The sequence below is a fragment of the Citricoccus alkalitolerans genome, from assembly GCF_039528175.1.
In the GTDB taxonomy this organism is placed as follows: Bacteria; Actinomycetota; Actinomycetes; order Actinomycetales; family Micrococcaceae; genus Citricoccus; species Citricoccus alkalitolerans.
Genome location: NZ_BAAALH010000001.1, coordinates 1,129,450 through 1,149,970 on the forward strand (window position 1 = coordinate 1,129,450; position 20,521 = coordinate 1,149,970).

24 protein-coding genes are annotated in these 20,521 nt (G+C 64.0%); 7 read left to right on the forward strand and 17 right to left on the reverse strand.

Annotated elements, in window-relative coordinates; genetic code table 11:
• Nucleotides 1-1,481 precede the first annotated feature (1,481 nt).
• On the forward strand, nucleotides 1,482-1,769 hold the full coding sequence (locus tag ABD134_RS05050; RefSeq protein ID WP_344227235.1) for a hypothetical protein: 288 nt from the start codon (nucleotides 1,482-1,484) through the stop codon (nucleotides 1,767-1,769).
• Nucleotides 1,770-1,945: 176 nt separating this feature from the next.
• On the opposite strand, the gene ABD134_RS05055 is transcribed toward ABD134_RS05050, so the two are convergent.
• From ABD134_RS05055 to ABD134_RS05080, 6 genes are all read right to left on the reverse strand, one after another.
• On the reverse strand, nucleotides 1,946-2,698 hold the full coding sequence (locus ABD134_RS05055) for a hypothetical protein (RefSeq protein WP_344227236.1): 753 nt from the start codon (nucleotides 2,696-2,698) through the stop codon (nucleotides 1,946-1,948).
• Between the two features lie 274 nt (nucleotides 2,699-2,972).
• Entirely contained in the window at nucleotides 2,973-3,482 is a 510-nt protein-coding gene (locus ABD134_RS05060; protein WP_344227237.1) for a hypothetical protein, read from the reverse strand.
• A gap of 262 nt (nucleotides 3,483-3,744) precedes the next feature.
• A complete protein-coding gene (locus tag ABD134_RS05065; protein WP_344227238.1) occupies nucleotides 3,745-4,908 on the reverse strand; it encodes a hypothetical protein in 1,164 nt (387 codons plus the stop codon).
• Nucleotides 4,905-5,189: an RNA polymerase sigma factor gene (locus ABD134_RS05070; protein ID WP_344227240.1), complete on the reverse strand. Its 285-nt coding sequence runs from the start codon at nucleotides 5,187-5,189 to the stop codon at nucleotides 4,905-4,907. The genes ABD134_RS05065 and ABD134_RS05070 overlap by 4 nt, the downstream gene beginning before the upstream one ends.
• A 208-nt stretch (nucleotides 5,190-5,397) precedes the next feature.
• Nucleotides 5,398-5,790 (reverse strand): hypothetical protein, encoded by a 393-nt coding sequence (locus ABD134_RS05075; protein WP_344227242.1) that lies wholly within the window; start codon nucleotides 5,788-5,790, stop codon nucleotides 5,398-5,400.
• Nucleotide 5,791: 1 nt separating this feature from the next.
• A complete protein-coding gene (locus ABD134_RS05080) occupies nucleotides 5,792-6,169 on the reverse strand; it encodes a TM2 domain-containing protein (RefSeq protein WP_344227244.1) in 378 nt (125 codons plus the stop codon).
• Nucleotides 6,170-6,933: 764 nt separating this feature from the next.
• On the opposite strand from ABD134_RS05080, the gene ABD134_RS05085 reads away from it, so the two are divergent.
• Entirely contained in the window at nucleotides 6,934-7,260 is a 327-nt protein-coding gene (locus ABD134_RS05085; protein ID WP_344227246.1) for a hypothetical protein, read from the forward strand.
• Nucleotides 7,261-7,436: 176 nt separating this feature from the next.
• Nucleotides 7,437-7,634: a hypothetical protein gene (locus tag ABD134_RS05090; RefSeq protein ID WP_344227247.1), complete on the forward strand. Its 198-nt coding sequence runs from the start codon at nucleotides 7,437-7,439 to the stop codon at nucleotides 7,632-7,634.
• 269 nt (nucleotides 7,635-7,903) lie between these two features.
• Here the strand turns inward: ABD134_RS05090 and ABD134_RS05095 are convergent, their stop codons facing one another.
• From ABD134_RS05095 to ABD134_RS05105, 3 genes are all read right to left on the reverse strand, one after another.
• Nucleotides 7,904-8,860 carry an alpha/beta hydrolase gene (locus ABD134_RS05095; protein ID WP_344227249.1) on the reverse strand — a complete coding sequence of 319 codons (957 nt, stop codon included), beginning with the start codon at nucleotides 8,858-8,860 and terminating at the stop codon, nucleotides 7,904-7,906.
• 986 nt (nucleotides 8,861-9,846) lie between these two features.
• On the reverse strand, nucleotides 9,847-10,053 hold the full coding sequence (locus ABD134_RS05100) for a hypothetical protein (protein WP_344227251.1): 207 nt from the start codon (nucleotides 10,051-10,053) through the stop codon (nucleotides 9,847-9,849).
• Between the two features lie 416 nt (nucleotides 10,054-10,469).
• The gene (locus ABD134_RS05105) at nucleotides 10,470-11,111 is read right to left on the reverse strand and encodes a TetR/AcrR family transcriptional regulator (protein ID WP_344227253.1); all 642 of its coding nucleotides are present in this window, start codon (nucleotides 11,109-11,111) and stop codon (nucleotides 10,470-10,472) included.
• Between the two features lie 67 nt (nucleotides 11,112-11,178).
• Here ABD134_RS05105 and ABD134_RS05110 point away from each other — a divergent pair, with 67 nt between their 5' ends.
• Nucleotides 11,179-11,901 (forward strand): CPBP family intramembrane glutamic endopeptidase, encoded by a 723-nt coding sequence (locus tag ABD134_RS05110; protein WP_344227713.1) that lies wholly within the window; start codon nucleotides 11,179-11,181, stop codon nucleotides 11,899-11,901.
• A 239-nt stretch (nucleotides 11,902-12,140) separates the two neighbouring features.
• Here ABD134_RS05110 and ABD134_RS05115 read toward each other — a convergent pair whose 3' ends face one another.
• Entirely contained in the window at nucleotides 12,141-12,518 is a 378-nt protein-coding gene (locus ABD134_RS05115; protein WP_344227255.1) for a hypothetical protein, read from the reverse strand.
• Nucleotides 12,519-12,816: 298 nt separating this feature from the next.
• Complete coding sequence (locus ABD134_RS05120) at nucleotides 12,817-13,113, reverse strand: hypothetical protein (RefSeq protein WP_344227257.1); 297 nt, start codon at nucleotides 13,111-13,113, stop codon at nucleotides 12,817-12,819.
• Nucleotides 13,114-13,391: 278 nt separating this feature from the next.
• Here ABD134_RS05120 and ABD134_RS05125 point away from each other — a divergent pair, with 278 nt between their 5' ends.
• Nucleotides 13,392-13,604, forward strand: coding sequence for a glycine zipper domain-containing protein (locus ABD134_RS05125; RefSeq protein ID WP_344227259.1), 213 nt, complete (start codon nucleotides 13,392-13,394; stop codon nucleotides 13,602-13,604).
• Nucleotides 13,605-13,853: 249 nt separating this feature from the next.
• Here ABD134_RS05125 and ABD134_RS05130 read toward each other — a convergent pair whose 3' ends face one another.
• The 4 genes from ABD134_RS05130 to ABD134_RS05145 form a co-directional block, all read right to left on the reverse strand.
• Nucleotides 13,854-14,183 carry a transcriptional regulator gene (locus ABD134_RS05130; RefSeq protein WP_344227261.1) on the reverse strand — a complete coding sequence of 110 codons (330 nt, stop codon included), beginning with the start codon at nucleotides 14,181-14,183 and terminating at the stop codon, nucleotides 13,854-13,856.
• Nucleotides 14,173-14,649 carry a hypothetical protein gene (locus ABD134_RS05135; protein ID WP_344227263.1) on the reverse strand — a complete coding sequence of 159 codons (477 nt, stop codon included), beginning with the start codon at nucleotides 14,647-14,649 and terminating at the stop codon, nucleotides 14,173-14,175. The genes ABD134_RS05130 and ABD134_RS05135 overlap by 11 nt, the downstream gene beginning before the upstream one ends.
• A gap of 176 nt (nucleotides 14,650-14,825) precedes the next feature.
• A complete protein-coding gene (locus ABD134_RS05140) occupies nucleotides 14,826-15,536 on the reverse strand; it encodes a hypothetical protein (RefSeq protein WP_344227265.1) in 711 nt (236 codons plus the stop codon).
• 233 nt (nucleotides 15,537-15,769) lie between these two features.
• Entirely contained in the window at nucleotides 15,770-16,168 is a 399-nt protein-coding gene (locus ABD134_RS05145) for a hypothetical protein (protein ID WP_344227267.1), read from the reverse strand.
• A gap of 1,060 nt (nucleotides 16,169-17,228) precedes the next feature.
• Between ABD134_RS05145 and ABD134_RS05150 the strand changes: the two genes are divergently transcribed.
• Together ABD134_RS05150 and ABD134_RS05155 are read left to right on the forward strand one after the other, a co-directional pair.
• Nucleotides 17,229-17,423 carry a hypothetical protein gene (locus ABD134_RS05150; protein WP_344227269.1) on the forward strand — a complete coding sequence of 65 codons (195 nt, stop codon included), beginning with the start codon at nucleotides 17,229-17,231 and terminating at the stop codon, nucleotides 17,421-17,423.
• An 851-nt stretch (nucleotides 17,424-18,274) separates the two neighbouring features.
• Entirely contained in the window at nucleotides 18,275-18,424 is a 150-nt protein-coding gene (locus tag ABD134_RS05155) for a hypothetical protein (protein WP_344227270.1), read from the forward strand.
• A gap of 21 nt (nucleotides 18,425-18,445) precedes the next feature.
• On the opposite strand, the gene ABD134_RS05160 is transcribed toward ABD134_RS05155, so the two are convergent.
• Together ABD134_RS05160 and ABD134_RS05165 are read right to left on the reverse strand one after the other, a co-directional pair.
• On the reverse strand, nucleotides 18,446-19,780 hold the full coding sequence (locus ABD134_RS05160) for an FMN-binding glutamate synthase family protein (protein ID WP_344227272.1): 1,335 nt from the start codon (nucleotides 19,778-19,780) through the stop codon (nucleotides 18,446-18,448).
• Nucleotides 19,780-20,517 (reverse strand): GltB/FmdC/FwdC-like GXGXG domain-containing protein, encoded by a 738-nt coding sequence (locus ABD134_RS05165; RefSeq protein ID WP_344227274.1) that lies wholly within the window; start codon nucleotides 20,515-20,517, stop codon nucleotides 19,780-19,782. Before ABD134_RS05165 ends, ABD134_RS05160 begins: the two co-directional genes overlap by 1 nt.
• Nucleotides 20,518-20,521: the final 4 nt, after the last annotated feature.

Below are 20,521 nucleotides of genomic sequence, written 5' to 3' on the forward strand. Positions count from 1 at the left end.
CGTGTCAGATAGCGCCCCCGTACCGGGTAGATCACCGGACGGGTCTTGCGGGACACCTGATGAGACATGATGCCGTCCGGCCACTTCAGCGGTCAGTGTGGGCGGTAGGGGTTCCCCCTGCGGGACGGACCAGCTGAGTTCATTAGGGGAACTCTTACGGACAGACTTAGCAGCTATGGACGGACGAGACTCCGTACATCTCAACGCGACCGTGCCAGCAAGGGGTCGTCGTGCACCACCAGAACACAGTTTCCGGTGTTCCGTTCCTAGTCGCCGACTCGCGCATGCCTGGGGCCTGCTTTGGGCAGTCCCGACGGCGTAGGAATGAGCTTTACCGACATGGCCCGGGGTTGGTGCAGTCCACGTCGGAATCGTTCCTAGACTCCGGCTCCGAACCAATCAGTTACTCGGACCTAGTCCGGCAGGTCCAAAAGTATGTCGCTACGAGCGCTGCGATGCCGAATCCAGATGCACTAGTCATGTTCCTTCGGAGGCAACGACCGCCGCCGAAGGCCAATGAAAACTCAGATGGCGCAAACAAACCACAATATAGATGCGCATAGACTTAACACACGAACTTCTTCTGAATTAGTGTTCAAGTGCAGAAACAGCGACATAGTGGCAGCCAGTACAAAACCTCCAATCCCGACATACTGCCTAGTGCTCGAGCGGTTCATCCTCAACTGCTTCTCCTGTCAGTCACCTACTGGCTGTGAAATGCCGGAGCGCGCGGGAATCCGGCCTCCACAACAGACTGGGACGGGTTGATTGCATCGCCTTGGCCACTGAAGCCGGCAGGGAGGGCGAGGGCTCAAAAAGATCGTTGTAGTCGGCGACGGTTGTGGTGTTGAGGTTCGTGAGCATTGACTCAGATTCACCGGTCCCGTCGTGGATGTATAGGGCTTGGGTCCCGCGAGACGACCACAGACACAGGCAAGGCACCGGCCTGCTGGACAATCCCGTGGGGGTTTCTATTGCGGGACGGTCGAGACTGTGTGGCTGGAGGGCGAGAGCCCAGAGGATGATCTTTGTAAGTTGAGCACTTTGGCGTTTCCAGAGAAGCGTGGGCGACCAGTCCAGTGCCCGTCCCGACTCGTTGGTTATAGCGGGCTGTCTCTTCTGAATGCGGCGCGACGCCGCAGCAGTAACACTATTGCGACAACAAGGATGAGCAATCCAAGCACATTCGGAATCAGCCGTGCCCACACGGGGGCAGACAGAAGAATGAGCACAACATTCACCGCTCCCAAGCTGAGGCACGCAATGATGCCCCATGGCCACCAGGGCCAAAACCTCGACTGATTCGCGGTTGTCATGCCAAGAGCTTAGAGGCATCCGGGGTGAATATGCCCCTTGTCAAATGCTGAACTGGTCGACTGTCTGAGTCCAGAAGTCGTACTCTCCCATTAGGAGAATTTCACAGTGGGATGGTTGACCGAGACGTGTGGAAGGCTGCTCTCGCCATGAGGGATCATGGCTGCATGGAACCCGGAACCCGGTCATGGAAGCAGGTGACTGCAGGAGTGCTGGCCTTGCTCAGTGAGGTGGACCCCTATCGACTCGATCCTGGCATGCCCGAAGGGGCACCGGAGGACGAGTACGCTCCGGAGGCCAACGCCATCACACGGCACCTCCTTTCCCACGGGACGGTCGACGTCGATCAAGTCGATGCTATTTGGCACGATTGTTTCGACGAATCACTCAGCAAAGTCACCGGTGCCGAGGCCGCAGAGAACCTCGTATCGCGCCTGAATCAACTGGTCCGGTAGTTCAGGTCAGAGGACTGTGGCATCACCGAGGTTGCGTCGGCTGAGGATCCGCACCCGGGCGTGGCCGTGTGGATGATGGGAGCCGCGTATCGCTTCGCGATCTTCCTTCCCCCCCCATCTCGGAAGCTCACCGGCTCCAGGGGCTGCTCATTCTCTTGCTGTGGTGCGGTGACCGGCTACGCGGGGATGAAAGGCCATATATCGCCACTGGCTGTGGTGAGTTCGTACATGGGGCGACGGCGGATGCGGGTCCGGGTTGGCGTCATGGTCGCTTGCCCGTCGCAGAGGCGCCGAACTTCCCGCAGTGCCTCTGTGGCGAATTCGGCGAGTTCCTCGTGAACGTCCATGATGAAGTCCATGTGGACGAAGTCATGCCGGTAGAACAGCTCAAAGACGTCTCCTCGGGAGCGCATCCGGAAGTGGTTACCGCCGGGGGAAGCCGTCTCCAGGATGACCTCCGGCGGGACGACGGTGATGTCGAAGGGCAGGTCGCCGAGCTCGGCCACGGCGGCGGTTCGGAACGTGTCGGCGACGAACTGGTGGTACTGCTCGGCGTCCTCTGTTCCCTGCCGGCGCTTTCGGGCGCGATGGACCCAACCGGGCATGGGGATCAGTCCGGCTGCACCCCACAAGGTGGTTGTATCGAGCACCGTGCCGTCGTCGAGTTCGACGTCCAGGCGCGTGCGTCCTAGGGCGTTGTACTGCGTCCATCTACCGGCACAGACCGCCTCGGCGATTCGTTCGATCATCGCGAGGGAGTCTTCGTCCCAGTCCAGTTCCCACTGGTTGGCGCCGTCCCCGAAGCTCAGCAGCAATTCGTCCCCAATGAGGCAGACCAGCGCAAGCCGGGGTTCGCTCCCGTCGGCAGGTCGGAAGTCGGCATCGGCAAACACTGGGTGGTCGGCTTCGGTGGAGCGATAGGTCTCCACGACTGTTGCCCTACCGTCCAGGTCGGAGCGTAGGCGCGTAAGGAGGGACTCCCAGCGGACGGCCAGCTCATCCACGGCATACCCCGGAGTCCCGCCTGGCCACCGTCCTGCTGTTCATGAGGCCACGCTACCTTTACGGATTCCCTACGCGTTTCCTCAAGGTGGCATCAGCTCTGTCCGTGAGGGGATCATCATGCGGGCCACGGACCGGTGTGCTGACCTCGGACCGTCGCGGCCGGCCCTGTCCCATTGAGCCGGATATGGAATGGCCGGATCAGGTCGCCGCGAGCTGCCCCTTCAGTGCCGGAGCCGAGCGCAGGGCCTGCCACACGAGGAAGCAGACAATGAGGACGTTGAGGGCGACCGCTGCGACCTCCGGGGCGTCGGGCACCAGCCACCATGTCGACAACTGACCCAGGCCGACCACCAGCACGAGAACACCGGATCGCACCACCGCAGCGCGCGATCTCCGCTCGGGCCAGGACAACAGGCCGGCCCCGAGCAGCCACAACCCGACCAAGGTGCTGGGCCCCACGACAAACCACGTCAACATCAGCAACGGCACGCTCACCCCGACGGCCCCAACCAAGAGCAGCAGGCCAGAAGCGAGTTGACCAGTCAACCCGGCCAGGATCACCGAACCCAGTAACGCCACCATTAGACAGATCGTCACAACCGGCCAGGGCCACCCCGTCCAGTTGACCCATAACGTCGGGGCGAGCACCCCGGCCAGGCTCCCCACCGCGGAACAGGCCAGCAGCAGGCAGGCATGCCAACGCCGCATCACTTCCACTGCGCGCGCCGTTGTCGGCGGGAGTCGGTGATGCGTTTCAGATACTCGAGCGTCCCCCATGGCTGGAGCCTACCGCCGCCCTTGTCCCGGCCCGTGAGGAGATCCCTAGCCGGGCAGTCTTCGCGAGTTGGTCGTGAAACCAGCCAGAGGACCTGGCGGCTTCGGCTGCTGATGGCGCCGCGACCGTCGCCCGAACGGCTCGGCAGCTAGTTCGATGGCCTCACCTCAGTGGTAGGTCCCAGGTGGTCGGGGTTCAGCGGTCGTGGAGTTGGATGTAGCGGAGGGCTGAAGGGACCGGGAAATGCGGTTCACCATGCTGAGGACCGGCGAGGTAGGCCTCTTCGTAGCCGGTGATCTGGCCGGTGTTTGCGTGCACGAGAAGGCTGGTGCGGTAGGTTCCGTCATCCTCGGTCTCAAGTCCGAGCGCGTAGGAATGGTTGCCGCGCCGGTCGGTGGTCTGTCCGAGGTATTCGATGCCAGGTTCGGTGGTTAGGGCTTCCAGCAGGGCGTCGTTGGCCTCCGGTGTCAGACTCCAGTGCATGAGCATCATCCCGGCAATCTGCAAGAGGCCCCGGTCACCGTCGGCGACGGCTGCCAGGTTGGTGTCCCGGAGGGCAGTCAGGTACGTGCGCATTGCGTCGCCGGTGACCGGCGGCGGTTCGGGGAACATCCCGGCGTAGTCCGCTTCCGAGTATTCGTGGGTCACGGTCTCACCGGGCTTGAGGTCCTCGCCCTTCAGGTTCCGTGCCTCGGGGTCCAGGGGCCGGCCGTCGGCGTCAATTGGGGTGCCGGCGGTGATGACCTGGCGGACAATGTCCCCGGGTTCGGCGCTGGTCCGGTAGGTCTTCGGCAGGGTGATGTCCGGGGTGATCTCCCGTTCAGAGCCATCCCACATCGTCCCCAGCTCCCAGTGCGTCACCTCCAGATCGCGCAGCGACCGAGGTGGCTCGGCGGAGTGTCCTGCCTGGCGGGCCAGGGCCACCACGTCGGCCTTGGTCTCGGGAACGTCAGCCGTCGAGGTGGCATCGGCTGATCCGGTCGGCTCGTCATCGGCTTGACCCGGGCGGTCCATGGTCAGGGGTCGGGCCAGGCTCTGGGTCGAGACCAGCACAGCCCTCTCGTAGGCCTGATGGGATGCGTAGACCCCTACGCCGAGGCTGATCGCCACGGCCACTGCCGCGGCGGCGGCCGGAAGCACCCACCGGGGCCGCCCCGACCCCGGACGGCCGATCGAGGGGCGGCGCAACCGGCGGGGTGCGCCACCGGGATGGGTTTCTACGGGTCGATCATTGGATTCGGTGGCGGTCTCGCCGGCCAGCAAGGCGGCCAGGTCTGCTTCTGCCCGGTCATCCAGGGGGCGATCCTCTGGTGCCATCGGGACGGGGTTGAGGGTCCGGAGGCGGTCGTCAAGAGTCATGACAGTCCTTGGGTCGTCGGCGTGGGCGCAGCAGCGGCGGACGTGGATTCACTTTGGTCGAGCAGGTCACGCAGTAGGGTCCGTGCCCGGGACAGTCGCTTCCAGACGGCCTCGACACTGATTTCCAGAACCTGGGCGATCTCCCCGGCGGATAGGTCTTCCCAATAGGTCAGGTACAGCACCTCGCGCTGGTCCGGTGGGAGCCGGCGCAGCTCGTGGATCAGGTCCATCTGCCCGTGGTCTCCGGATCGGGCTGAAGCCAGGGCAAGACGGTCCAGCAAGGCGGACTCCCGTGCATGACGTTGGTACTCGTTGCCCAGCAGATTCCTGCAGGTCGCATAAACAAACGCCAGGCCGGAAACAGTCCACGCACAATCTAAAAGATCCGGGGACCGACTCTCGCTGCCCAGGGGGCTATGAGAGCACTGCACAGCGTTTGGGCAGGGCAACCGGTAGCGGCCTCCCTGCCCAAACTAAATTGTGAGGCAATTAGCCCTGACACCCTACGGTTTGGATGAGAATCTCCGGAGCTAGCGCCTCGAGATCTCGGGTGCTGTCCTCGATCTCGGACGTCAGGGTCGTCACACGGGAGATACTGCCCTGGTGACTGCCGAAGGGGTTGCTCATAACGTCAGAGGCGATGCCGATGACTTCGCTCTGGGTGGAGATGACGTCACCGGTCACGCCGATCAATTCGGTGGAGGTGTCGATGTAATCCAGGCATGCCTGAGGAGCCTCCTCGTCGGTCCCGCCGCTGCTGGTGGATCCGATGCCGATTCCGATGATCAGGAATAGGACTCCCACAATCGAGTAGGCCAGCCAGTGGATCTGTCTGCGCCGCGTGGGCTGAGCTTCGGGAACGAGAGGTATGGCTTCGGACACGTCAGGCACGGACGCCGTAGTGGGCGGCTATGCGAGACCATTCAGCCCGGTTGAGTTCCTTTACCCGGTTGCCGATGAGGAACACGTCGATCACTGCCCAGATGCCCAGCCCACCGAGGGTGAACAACATGCCCAGCGCCATGCCGATGTCTCCGGTGTAGAAGCGGTGGCCTCCAAATATCCCTGTGAACCACCACAGCAAGTAGGCAATGGTCGGATTCTTCTTCTCGTTGTCGTATGCCACCTGCGCGGAGTGCACTGCACCCTGGTCATGCACGGCCGGCATGTTGTAGTGACCCGAGGGATGCACGATCGGCGGCCGAGCCGACGTGGTGGCGTCCGGGGTAGTGGCGTCCGGGTTAGTGGGAGTGGTATTCATGGCGGAGTGTCCTTTCGAGACGGTGCGAGGGAGTGAGGGGATGGAGTCCACCAAGGCCCCCTGCCCCTCCGGTTCCCTATGCCAGCCCCGTTGCTCCGGCGGCCGCTTTCACCAGCACGACTGCCGATACTTCAGGGCCGCCCGCCTGTGATTGAGAGCTGTTCGCAAGGTGCAGTGCCAGGAAGAGTCTTCTTGGTACCGTCTCGCTGAGCTAGGCCCACGACCGACTCAAACTTGCTCCATTGTCCGCATGTGAGGAAGCCCACGCTTAAGCGCTACCTCTCGCTTTTGCCACACCACACGATAGGCATCGGCCACCACATCCCGGGCGGCGTCGTCACCATCGACGCGACGCCGCGTAAAGGCATAGGCCCGCCAATACGTCTCCCGATAGAACCGGGTGAAGACGGCATGGTCGGATTCAGACGATGACGGCTGGGCGCTCGGTCCCTCACTCGCTCTCATGGATGCGTTTCCCGCGCCCGGATGCCCATCGCCACGTGATCCCCCTCGATGCGAGCGGACCCATTGTCCACCCTTCATCCATCTTGTTTGGGAAGATCCCCGATCCTGACACTCACGCGCCGACTCTCTTGAGAAACAACGCTCCTTGGAGGCGTCATCGCATCACCCAACGGAACGCCAGAACCCAACCCGCGAAACAACAGCCGGGCGCATCGAAGCCTGTGTCGATAAGGGATCCTTGTCCGGACGTTTCTAGCGCAAAGAGGCGGCACCTGGGCCGAGCGGAGTAGCGTCGGGGAATGCGCGAAATCCCAACAGTTCATGCTGAGCCGCGAGAATCCGTCGACTCGCCTCTCTATAGGGTGAACTTCTGGCAGAAGCCAGCGCGTGGCCGGGCGTGGAGCCTCGACGCCTACGCGCTGACGGACGCCAAGGATGTCGCCGAAGTGCTCCGGTGGGTGGATGAGCACGCCCACGGACGCCGGGTTGAAGTGTTTGCGGAGATGAATGACGAGCCGGAGGGCTCCTTCCAAACACCTCGAAAAACCGGATTGGTCCGCCTACTCGGAAGCAATCCCAACGCAGAAGGTTCCGTCACCGCTCAGCTTCGCGCCGTAAAAAAGTAACAGCAGGCCCAAGGGGCCCCACCGGTGCGACTCCAAGACATAGACAGGGACCTCCGGTGCGATTCCGTAGGGGGACACCTCTCCGGCGCAGGCATCCGGGGCATGATGGCGACGACGACCGGAATGGAGTGACCATGAATGATACCGCCCCGAGCATCTCGGCTCATACTACGTCCATGAACAGGCTTTCGGCCCCCGAGCAAATCGAGGCCACCGTCCGGCTAGAATTCGTCGGCCCCATCGGGAGCGGCCACGCGATCGTTGATCTGGAGAACCACGTCGCCGTGGACCTGCGGTACCAGGACTGGCTGTACACAGTGAGCGAACTGTCCACCACACTCCACGGTGACGTCGGCAGGACGACTTGGACCTGACCTCCCGGCCTGGGCAGCGCAGGGGGATCTGGGCTGCCCCACCCGACCAACTGGTGGTTCTGCGGGAATGACGGCCGCCGGTCCCCCGCCCTGGCTACTTGGCCGACCGTTGACCCACTCGGGCGTCCGATGCACGAAGGTTATGTGAAATCGGAAAACCCCGCCGATCCATCAGTGTACTTGTAGACAAGAGGGGTGCTTCGCGATGATCACATCCCGGGACCGTCGTCCTTGATCGCTTCGGCGAACTGCGTGGGCACGGGCAGGAACTACGTCCGAGCCCAAGCGGTCGTGGCTTCGATCAAGTCGGAGAGGAACTTCCGCGATGTACGGCTGGCGTGGGTGAGAACGAGGAAGTTATGGGTCATGCCTTCATAGACGGTCAGGTCTGCGGGAGTACCGTGGTCGGCGAGTTTCTTGGCGTAGGCGATCGAATCGTCTCTGAGGGCGTCGCATTCGGCTGCGGCAATGAAGGCCGGAGGCAGGCCTGAGAGGTCATCACTCAGCAGCGGGCTGGCGCCGATCTTGGCTTTCTCGTCTTTGAAGTACAACTGGTTAAAGCCCTTCATGGCTTCCGTATTGAGCATGGGACTGTCCCCGTAGAGCCCATGTGACTCTGTGCCCGCTGCATCCACTGCTGGGAAGTCGAGCACGGGGTTGATCAACACTTGCCAGTCCAGCTGGGCGGCGTTGTTGTCCCGGGCCCAGTGTGCAAGCATGGCGGCGATGTTTCCCCCGGCGGAATCGCCCCCTACTGCCAGGTGCCTGGTTCCACCCAACTCCTTCCGGTTCTGCTCCACCCACAAAAGAGCATCCTGGCATTGTTCCAAGGCGATGGGGTACATGTTCTCGGGGGCGAGGGCGTAGTCAAGCGAGAGAACGGAGACGCCCGCATCGTGACTCAAGGCGTGGAGTGGAACCTCGAGACTGTCGAGGCCGCCCACCACGAATCCGCCCCCGTGCATGTACACGAGCAGGGCGGGACGGGGGTCCTTCGGAGTGTAGAGGCGTGCCCCTACGGACCCGTGTCGGGTCGGGATCTCCATGTCTTTGGTAGCGACAGGGGTTTCGGGATCTCCCTGTTGCGTGAGCAGTTCAGCGTAGCGTGCACGTGATTCATGGACCGACAGGCCTGGTTCGCTCATCTGCGCGGCGAACTCGCTGGCGAAGGGAAGGATTTCTGGGTCGATGGGTTGCGCAACAGTCATGATTTTGTCCCATTTCATGGTCAGTTAATGCATGGATGCTTGTTGTTGGAACGGATGTCGGTGGCAAGTGGCATGGGCCCGGAGTTCGAGGGTGTCCGTAATGGCTGACCCTGAATACCGATGCTCAGGAGAGACCTCCGGTTGGTCCGCGGTGGTTGGGCGGATTCGAAGTGAGTTGTCGAAGCTCGCCAGAGTCTTCTCGGGCGGCGTCGCGACCGGCGAAGTTGGCGGCGATCACAAGGACGTCTGACGGTTGCATAGGCGTGTCCTCAACTATTGATAAAGAACTCGATACTGGGATCTACGATGGTCCACCGCGTAACCGGCGGAGGACCTCATTTCCCATCATCCGCCAGGTGAAACGACGGGCCGATACCTCCAGTAAAAGGCTCGAACAGTGAGCCGTCGTGTTGGGCGGGAAAGCTCGAGCATGTGTTCCTCCTTGGCAAGCGCTTCGTGAAGAAGAGGGTGCCATACACTCCCCACGACAGGTCGGCCGCCGCCAACGAATTGAGAGATGGCCGTACTTTGACTACTTGATCCCACAACGCGATGCCGGACAAAAAACAGTCGGATCAACGGCCCAAACTGTGTCATAGTTCACGACCGTTCAACGCACACAACTATGCAAGTGCTTAGTAGCCGTCGTCAAGAGGGACAGGAAACCCAGCACCCCGAAGATGATGGCTCCGACCGCTCTGCTGAGGAGGCTGTCGGCGGCGATACTCCCGTCCCCGAGGTACGACCATCCAAGCTGGAGCAGGAAGAACAGGACGGTCACGGCCAGGGCTGCGACGAGAGCGACCCTGCCAGGACTGCGCCAACGCGAGCCTCCGTCCCGGCTACCTTGCCCGTCGGTTGGTCTACTCCGGTCGGCTTCATCGCTCGTCATCACGCCATCCTGCCTCATATCACCGGCTGGGGATGGCCATACGAATCGCTTGTGGGCATGGCAATACGAAGCGAGACACACCACCGTGAGTGACTGAGGCGGGAAAGATGAGTCACTCGGGGGCTTCGGTCACCGTTCTCGCGCTCCTGGATCGTTTCTTGGCACGTGCGTTGGAGATTCCTACCATGATGCCGCAGGCGGCCGAGCCAATAAACAGGACGGCGAGGACGCCGTCGATTACTCCCGTCACCCAGCCAATTGCCGCGAGCAGGGCGTAGATAACCCAGAAAACGATGAGGCCTTTGGCGAATCGGGACATGCCCGAAGAGTAACGCGTTGTTTCCGCACGTAGAGAGGTCCAGGAGGTGTTCATTTACCCTGAACCCATAGTGCGCAGTCGCGCTTAGAACGAGATCAGGGCACCACTTTGACGTCAAGGACCCGTTCGCCCTGTGTTGGATGGGGGCTAACGAGCTGACTCGGGGTGTACCGCTAGAGGAACCATGACCAGGGTGGGGCTTGGTGCTCATAACTGCCGCAGCGGCTGTGTCACAAGTGGATCCCAGGCCGGACAGTGTGGGCGCCGAGGGAAGTCGGCGCGGGCCAAGGTGGCCGACCGACGTGCCGGTAGTAGTAGCTGCTCAGGCGGCACTGGGTACCTGGACGAGGACTCGCTGGGCGGTGTCAACGCCCGTGCGGGCCAGCGCGTCGCAGCGTCGGCCTGCGATCTAGACGTCACTCACGAGGCGGTTCCTCAGCGCGGGCGGACACGGCGCTCTCGACGAAGTCCCACAACGTCGCCGACGCCGATATGAGATCGAATGTCTCGTCGTCCGCCCATCTGTCCAGGACGCCGTACGTCGCGGCACTGATCGCATGGGCGACCTCCTCGGTGTCGAACGCCCGGAACTGGCCCACCGCTTGACCCTGCGCCAGGAGGTCCTCGAGGGCCTCGATCTCCACGGCGGAGGCATCGGTGAAGGCTCGGACGAAGGTTGCGTCGCGGTGGTTGGCCATGACTTCCGTCATCGCGCGGAACTCGACACGGCGTGAGGAGAAGAAGTCCAACTCGCCGGTGATCCTCGCGCGCAGCCGGGCGGCCGGCGTCGCCGCTGCCGTGGTGCATGCGGCGACGTGCGCCGCGCATTCCTGGAACAGGCGGAGCGCGACCCGTCGCAGGATCTCGTCCTTGCTCGCGAAGTGGTAGGTGATGACTCCTTTGCTCACCCCGGCCCGTTGCGCGATCTGCGCGACGGTCGCGGCGGCGTAGCCGACGTCGGCGAGGACTTCGGCGGCTGCGTGCTCGATCTGTTCGCGCCTGGCGCGGCCTCCGAGGGTTTCTGGTCGTCTGCCATCGAGCTGGTGGTTTGTACGCATGTACTGATTCTAGTACGTTCGACTCAGTCGAAGAGAGCGCGCCGGAGCGGAGGATGCGGTGGAAGCCATGCAGGAGCAGGAGCCTGCCGGTCGGATCAAGCAAGTCGTGAAGCTGACCGTCTTCTCCATCGCCATGTTCGCCCCCATCGCCCTGCTGTCCGCCGTTGTGGACACGCCGCTGTTCGGGTTCAGCCTGTTCGAGAGCGCCTTTGTGAACGGGATGCTGAACTATCAGCTCAGCGCCCTCCTCGTGGCCGGCCTAGCCCTGTTGCTCACCTTCGTGTTCGCCCAGAATGTACGCCTCCGTTACCTCAATATGAATCGCACCGGTGCGATGCGCCCCTTCTTCGCGAACTCGGCGGGAGGAAGGTGGGAGTCCGACGGGTGGTTCCTCGGGCTCATCATGGTCGCGATCGTCGGGCTGGTGACCTTATTCCAGTTCCTCCCGGGCGGGTTCACCTTCACGTGGATTCACGTGCTGCTGGTCATCCCGTTCGCGGCGATGAACGCGTTCACGGAGGAGGCGATCTTCAGGCTTCCCTACGTCACGATGGGTGCCAACGAGACGAACTCCTGCGTCTACGGGCTGGTTATGGGGTCGTTGGTGTTCGGCGTAGTCCACTACTGGGGAGCTGCACCGAACGGGCTCTTGGGCGCCATCATGTCGACGATCCTGGGGTTCGTCCTCTCGAAGTCCATCCTGGAAACTAGAGGGTTCTTTTGGGCGTTCACGATTCACTTCATGCTGGACCTCCCGATTCTCCTTTTCATCCTCAACCAGGCACCCTGAGAGGCCTCCCGGAGACAGGGCGCAACGTCATCGTCGGACGGTGCCGGATCGCTTCTCGACGGCGTACGTCGAGGGGTATATTCACCCCTCCCGCAAGACGAGCGACATCCGGTGACGCCAGCGGTCCTTCGTTCTTCCATGGACTGGCGTGCCGCAGGGATCGTTCTGCGCGACGCGGATTGACGCTCACACCTCGGACTCGTGAACGGCTTTGACTCGGTGAGCTGGGTATGGATCGGCTAGATGCTGTGGTGAGCTGCCGTCCCAGCCCCCGGGGCCCAGCGCAGGGCCTGCCACACGAGGAAGCCGACAATCAGGACGTTGAGGACGACCGCTGCGGTTTCCGGGGCGGCGGGGACGAACCACCACGCCGCTATCTGGCCCAAGCCGGCGACCAGAACGAGAGCACCGGATCGCACCACCGCAGCGCGCGATCGCCGATCGGACCAGGGCAATAGGCTGGCCCCGAGCAGCCACAACCCCACCAGGGCGCTGGGCCCCACGGTGAACCAACTCAGCATCAGCAACGGCACGCTCACCCCAACGGCTCCGACCAGGAGTAGCAGGCCGGAACCAAGCTGACCGGTCAGGCTGGCCAGGATCACCGAACCCGCCAAGGTCACAACTGGAAAGGCCGCTACGACTGCCCAAGGCACGCCCGACCAGTTGACCCACAGCGTGGGGGACAGAACCCCGGCCAGGCACCCCACCGCCGAACAGGTCAGCAGCAGGCAAGCATGCCAACGCCGCATCTCTCCGACCACGCGCGGTGTTCCAGACGGGCGTCGGTGATGTGCTTCAGATACTCGAGCGTCCCCCATGACCGGAGTTTACCGCCGCCGCTCCAGTGCCTCACGCGGACCAACACAAGGTGCAGTCAACGGAACAGTGCCCCACGGCTCGTAGGGGGATCGTCTATTTATCGCCCATCCCGCGGGTGCGAGCTGGAATGTGGTCGGGAAAGTCCTCCTCCCCGATGCCACCAGGTACATAGAACCCTTCGATAAAACCACGTGCTGAATCCATCAGCTGCTCCGGTGTCCTTTGTGCCCTGGGGTCCGACCAAGCGACCGAGAAGCCCACGGTGAAGCAGTAATTGCCGTTGTCCGGTCCGTTCAGCCAAGCGAATTCATAGCTCATCATTCCGGTGGGTTGCCGCCTCTGACTCACGCGGAACAGCTCGTCATCGATCGAGAACTTCAGGTCGTCCATCCAACAAGATTAGATGCGGGATGTCGTTCCCATCGTGGGCACGATTCGACCGTTGCTGGATTCGAGGTGCCACCGATGGCAAGAGATGGGTTGACCTTTGCGTTGACGCGGGTATTCGCAAGGGCCGGCGGCTGGCTGACGCGTCCCGCTGCAGGACCCTCAACCGGAACGGCGGGGATGTCGCCTTCAGCGGTGGGTGGAGTAACGCTGCTGGCACAGCCGAGGCCCTGCGGCACGTAATTTCATGTCCGTGGCTGCTCGCAGATAACCTCTGCCAGGTGGGCAGAGACGAGGAGAACGACGAATCGGCGGACAGCCGTTTGGCGGCGAGCGTGGCTCTCGGGATACCCTTCGGGCTCTTGGCCGGTATCGTTGTGGGGCTTCTTCTGCTGGACAACATCGGGCTGGGTATCGGCATCGGGCTCCCATTCGGAGCCGCTGTTGGCGCAATCATCTTCCACTTCCGCAGCATTGAGGGTGGCGACGAGTGACGATGCATCCGCTCCATACCGCTTGAGGGTCGGCTATCGGCGCGCCGTAGCTGGTGTCCCAGTAGCCGATGAATCATCGATATACGCGTTGTCGTTGAGGTGAGGATCAACTCTGCGTAGCCAGGCAGGACCGGACGCGGCTCTCGCGCAGAAACCCGGTGCGCCTGCCGCGGTCGAGTTCACCAGCCGGCAGGTTCCTAACGGGCTGTCCCTTCCTTGCCCGGGCCATCTCCAGACGGCAGGCCGGCTTCACTGGGGGTCGGCTGATGTATCGGAAAGCCCGACCGCGATGCGCCGGAGTTCTTCCATGTGAGCGTCGAAGGCTTGCCTGCCGGTCCGTGTCTGTCTGATCCAGGTGAGTCGGCGCGCATCGGGGCGGGTCGGTGACGGGCTCTTGGTCATCGCTATGTAACCGGCGTCGAGGAGCACTCTCAGGTGCTTGGACAAAGTGGCGTCGGTGGCGCCGAGGGTGTCGCGCAGTACCGCGAAGTCGATCTCGTCGAGGTGGCGAAGAACCCCGCAGATGCGTAGCCGGAGGGGGGCATGAATGGTGTCGTCGAAGGCAGCCTCAGCGACCATGACCTAGGTCCTCTCGGTACAGGCGGTCGAACCATCGGCCGCCGATCAGCACCACCACGAAACACACTGCCGCTGGCGCCAGCACCCACCACGCACTAAGTGACGCCACCAGGCCGTAGGACGTGCTCAGCAACAAGAGAGTCATCACGAGCAGGCCTGCGAGGAGCGCGCCACCCCGGACACCTATTCGTCGAACGCGCACTCCGGACAGTCGATGATAGGCGAGCAGCAAGACGATGGTGCCGGCGATGAGGATTCCCACGACCGCATTGCGTGGCTCGCTGGATCGAAGGGCGGGTGTGGCCACGTAGCCGGCGACGATCAGTGCGAAGAGCGGGTAGAGCCACCCGGGAGCTGTGAGCCGCTCGGCCAAGGCCGCCCGGTCGGACTCCAGGTCACGTAGGAGCTGTTGCGCCTGCGTGCTGGAGGGTCGAACAGCTGGTCCGGAGTCAAAGTCATTTTCCATAGCAACAAGTGAATCAGTTACCATACTGGAAAGTCAATGACGGGGTGTGGGTACGGCGCGGCTCCTAGGCCCAGGCTGGGCCCGATCGGGCTACTGCCCTGGCTCGCGCGGATCGAGGCTCAGCCGAAATCTCCCGATAAGGGAACGGCTTACGGCGCCCGGCCGCTGGACTCGAATCAGGAGTGCCAGACGTATCGGGCGATGCTGTAGGCGGGGGCGCGGGCCGCACGTTGCCATGTGGGCATGGCCAGTCCGATCGGTGGGTGTGCGATGGGCCGGAATCTCAGCCCGGGGTCGTCGGCGCCGGCAGGGTGGCTCGAGCGTTGGGGTGGCTCGGGAGGTGACTCCAGCGATACTCGGCCCAGGCCCTGCCATGGTCCCGAGTTTCGGGAGTAGGACAGTCGGTAGCAGTCCCCCGCCTCGGGATCCAGTCGGAAGACGATGTTCCCTGCGGGTCCGGTCAGGGGGAACATGGTGGTCAACGGGCCGTCGGTCGCGGCGGTGTGGAACCGTAAGACGTACCGCGTATGCCGGCCAGTGCCGGTGGAGGAGAACAGCAGATCTGCCGGCCTCCCACTAGATCCGCCGCCGGGGATCCGCAGCGCGAGCCCGATGACGTCGGGCAGCGCCACGGGCCAGGACGCGGACCGGGACAGCCGGGCGATCAGGGGTGTGTGCGCCGCGGTGTCGAAGAGGTCGGAGCCGGTGGTGCCAGGGGTGTTGATGACGAGGGCGCCGGGGACGACCGCGCCCACCGAATGCACGGGACGGTTTCGACGTACGGCACCGATCGCCCCGAGACCGACGCCCAGGACCAGACCTGCCGCGCCGGCCAGTGCCGTACCAACATGACGTGCGACAAAGGGGGTGAGAGGAAACGCGCTCATACCCTCAAACATCCTCGGACTCCTTGATCGGGGGGCTCACCCCAAGACTGGCATAACTGCTTCTTGGTCAGGTCGGTTTGGGGCCGAGTTAGTCAACCACCGGGCGCCCTGCCCTGTGCTAGTGCGGATAACCAAACGGACACGCCCGGGCGCGAACGGCCATATTCCTCTGAAGCTAGGTGGCGGCCCACCCTGTCGAGCAAGGAGTCGCGCTGTGCCCAAGCAGCTCCGGCTCATTCACTGTCGAATTCGGCGCGAACACGGGCCGACTCCTCGTCGTTGAGCCATTCCAGCCGGTACCACGTCGGCTCGTCATCTCGGTAGGGGTGCCCGTGGAACTCCCCGCGCTGCCACGTGTCGATCTCCGACATCAGATCTTCCCCATCCAGCCAGGCATCATCGAACAGTCCGTCGGGGCAGTCCACGAAGAGCATCACGAACTCCTGGGGTGCCGACCAGCGTCGCCACCACAGGTGGCCGCCGAGCCGGGTGCAGATCACACTGACATTGATATAGATCAGCCCGGTGGATCCATCGGGGGCCGTAATGCGCCCCGCCCGACGGCGATACGGGCCTAGGTGCGGGTGCGGAACTTCTTCGGCCTCGGACATCGCAGGAGGGTTCCACGGCATGAGCCGATTCTGCCAGCACCGTACTGGGAAGCGTGTCCCACATCCCTCCTGATGCACAGATACACAAGAGAGGATGAGCACGCTGCGCTGGGGCCGTCTGCAAGTGGATCCCCTCGCGGACGGGCTCGGGCTCATGCTGCGATCTGCCCGGTCGCGTCCTGTGGGTGGGACTACTCGTATGGGACGATGTGCAGGATGAAGAAGATTTAGGACATGACGGTGCGGGAAAGATCCCGCCTGGTCTGCAGCCTTGGCGCTGCCGGGGTGTTGGGGATGTTGATCTTCGCCTTGGCCGTTCAGGATTGGTTACTCATCCTTCTGGCAGCCATCGCGGCAGTATGCCTGGGGGCCCTGTTGTTCACGAACGAACGGAATACTCGGGACGACCCGCCGCACGCTGACTACTGAGAATCAATCGGTTCCTGGGGACGGACCAGTCATGCGAGACGCGAGTGGGTGGCATGACGAGGAAGCGCCAGCCAGTTGCTGATGCCTGCCGCAAGGGGGCCCCTCACGGACAGGGCTGCTGTCACCATGTTCCCTGCAGGCCACTCCTGACATCGCGCCGTCGCCCGCTGGGCCTGAGAGCGGAGACAAGCGGTCGCGTCCTTGTGAAGCAAGCGCGCGGCATGGGTTGGCGCCTGAGTCGACACGGCGGACCCTCGACTGCAGGAAATGTGCAGGGAACCCGTAAAGGTAACGGGACCTCATGAACAGCAAGACGATGGCCAGAGGGCACTCTGGGGTGTGCCGTGGATAATCTGGTCGTCCCCTGGGAGTCCTTCCTTGAGCGCCTCCGCTCCGGCCTGGGCGGGGAGGCAACTGTCGTGGAGACCTATCGATCCACCGAGGCCGATGACCCGGTGTTTGCCGATGCCGACTTCCGGCCCGCCGACGGGAGCGAATCCCAGCTTGCCATGGTCTGCCTGGCTAGGGACGAATTGCTGTTGAGCTTCGGGGACGGCACCAACCGGGGCGCCCGGGCGGGACCGTCGGCGCGGGCGGTGACGATGACATCGCCGCCCGTCGCGTCGTCTCGGCACGTCGTGCGCAGGACCGGGTGGGCGTCGAGGCATGCATCCGTCGAGGTGTGGACGCCGGCGCCCTTCGCGCGGACCTCGACCCCGCGGTGTCGGCAGTTCTGGTGCACTCCTTCGTTCTCGGAGTCTCCACGCATCTGCTCGACGGCGTGCCGCCGGCCGCGCTGCACTCTGCTGCCGATCTGCTCCTCGGCGGCCTTCGCCGTCCATCCTGATCGTTCCGTCCCCGCTCAGATCGTTGCTGCCCGGACGACGCCTTGGTCAGGGGTTCTGAGATACGCCAGCGTCGCGCTCGACGCGGGCGTGATGACCGAGTTCAGGTCTACGCGCGGGCCGAGAACAAGCATCTGTCGACGCCAGGTATTGACGCGCGAGGTTGGGCGCCTGAGCAGGTCGCAAATCAATGTCCGTGGCCCGGCACCTCCAACTGGCCACCGGGAGCCTGTGGCGGATCATCAAGACGCTCCACCCTCTCCGGAAGGGGTTGGTCGAGATCAGCGGCCCCATCGCCATCATCTCCGCAGCCGAAGCCAAGGAAATCATCAGAACCTTGCCCGAAAATCCGGGCAGTAGGAATGAGTCAAGTCGGGCGTCCGCCAGGCACTGCGCACCGACCAGGGCGCTGCCCAGCGCTCCCCCGACGACCTGGCCCAACTGACGGACATCCTGCGCGGCAGTGCCCCGTTCACCGGCCGGCCTCGCAACCACGCCGCCACGCCGCTCTTCGTCCTGGCGGCCGGGCAGTGATTAGTCACGGCCGCGCGGGCCGGGCGGGCCGTCGTCGTGGGAGGACCCTCCCTGTTCGACCGGGAAGGGAACGATGCCCACCCGGGCCTAGCCGTTACCGGTCAGACTTCGTGTCCTTGGACTAGTACGACGAGCTCTACGTGGTCGCCTCGAACACTGTGGCCGCGGCGGACACGCGCCGAGGTCCGATGGCTACTGCCGCTCGAGGCTTGGGCCCTGCCCCGCCCCCAGGGCAAGTTCCAACACCTGCTGGCCGCAGACGCCGTCGAGACGCGCCTGAACAGAGCGGATGCGACCGGGCGCGACCGGCAGCGAGTGGATGAGAACCTGGCCCAGTCGGTCCACCGCGCGCCCGCGGAGGTCCGCGCCCCGCTTCACCGGCGCGGACGAGTTGCTGGCCACCGGCGGCATAAGAAATGTGGCCGGGCAGCGCCGTTCGGACGACCTTGTGGCGGACCTGATCGCCTGACCTGCTCGGCCGCCTGTGACTTCAGTCGAACTGGTGGTTCCCGGCCCCGGGCACCCAGGACGTGCCTGCCAGCGGGATCCGGGACATCGCCGAGGCCTCGATGGTCAGTGCCACCATGTCTTCCGGCTCTAGGTGCAGCAGGTGCGACTTGCCGCAGGCACGCGCGAGGGTCTGAGCCTCGAGCGTGAGCACGCGCAAGTAGTTCGCCAGCCGCTTGCCCGCCGCCACGGGATCCAGCCGCGCGGACAGCTTCGGGTCCTGCGTGCTGATGCCGGTGGGGTCACGTCCGTCCTGGAAATCATCGTAGTAGCCGGCGGCGGAGCCGATCTCCTCGTATTCGTCGGCATACTTCGGGTCGTTGTCCCCCAGGGCGATCAGGGCCGCAGTGCCGATCGACACGGCGTCCGCACCTAGGGCCAGCGCCTTGGCCACGTCCGCTCCGTTGCGGATGCCGCCCGAGGCCGTCAGTTGCACCTTCCGGTGCAGCCCGAGTTCTTGCAGCGCCTGCACCGCTTGGGGCAGGGCGGCGAGGATCGGGATGCCGACGTGCTCAATGAACACCTCCTGCGTGGCGGCGGTCCCGCCCTGCATGCCGTCCAGGACGATCACGTCCGCGCCGGCAGCCACCGCCAGCTTGGTGTCGTAGTACGGCCGCGAGGCGCCGATCTTGACGTAGACCGGTACCTTCCAGTCCGTGATCTCTCGCAGCTCGTGGATTTTGATGGTCAGGTCATCTGGGCCGGTCCAGTCCGGATGACGGCATGCACTGCGCTGGTCGATGCCCGCCGGAAGGGTACGCATGCCGGCCACCCGCTCGGAGATCTTCTGGCCCAGCAGCATGCCCCCGCCGCCCGGCTTGGCGCCCTGGCCCAGGACCACCTCGACTGCGTCCGCCGAACGCAGGTGGTCCGGGTTGACCCCATACCGGCTCGGCAGCAGCTGGTAGACGAGCTTGTCCGAGTGGCCGCGCTCCTCCTCCGTCATTCCGCCGTCACCGGTGGTGGTGGAGGTGCCGACCTCGCTGGCCCCACGGCCCAGGGCCTCCTTGGCCTGGCCGGACAGTGCGCCGAAGCTCATCCCTGCGATCGTGATGGGGGTGGACAGGTGCACAGGCTTCGCCCCGTGGTGCCCGCCCAGGGGCACGTCCGTGTCGCACCGCTCGCGGTAGCCCTCCAGCGGGTAGCGGGACATCGACGAACCGAGGAAGAGTAGGTCGTCGAAGTGCGGGACCTTCCGCTTTGCTCCCCAGCCGCGAATGTCGTAGACCCCGGTCTCAGCGGCGTGTTGGATCGCCGCGATGTGGAAACGGTCGTACGTGGCGGATTCACGGAGGCCACGGTCCTCTGGGCTGCGCATCAGTAACTCCCCGACTGGTCGCTATTGAAGTGGTACAGGGTCCGGCCCGAACCGTAGCGCCGGAAGCCGCTCAAGTACGCCTCGTCCCCCGCCTCGTCCGCCTTGCCCGACTGGCGCAGCAGTTCGGCCAGTTCGTCCCGGTGCTCCGAGCGCATCTCCTTCTCGATGCAGTCCGCGCCGAGTTCGCCCACGGTGCCGCGGATGTAGATCCGTGCCTCGTAGATCGAGTCGCCGAGCCCATCGGCGGCGTTGCCGCAGACCACGATCCGGCCGGCCTGAGCCATGAACGCGCTCATGGCTCCGATGTTCCCGTGCACCACGATGTCCGCTCCCTTGAGCGAAATCCCACACCGGGTGGAGGCGTTGCCCTCGATCACCAGCAGCCCACCGTGCGCGGTGGCACCGGCGGACTGAGAGGCGTCGTCGGTGACCCATACGGAGCCGGACATCATGTTCTCGGCCACGCCGGGCCCGGCCGAGCCCTCGACCCTGATATGGGCCCGCTGGTTCATACCTGCGCAGAAGTAGCCGACGTCGTCCTCGATCCGCACCTCGATGTCGTCGTGCACTCCGGCTGCCACGGCGTGGGCACCGCGGGGGTTGCGCACCACATAGCTGTTCGACGTGGGGGCGTGCAGCTCGCTGTTGAGCTCCCGCACATCACTGTCCGCCAGGTCGAAGATACGGGGCTCGGTGTCAGTCGTCGCTTCCGTTGTCTTGTCCGCCGTGCTGTTCATGAAC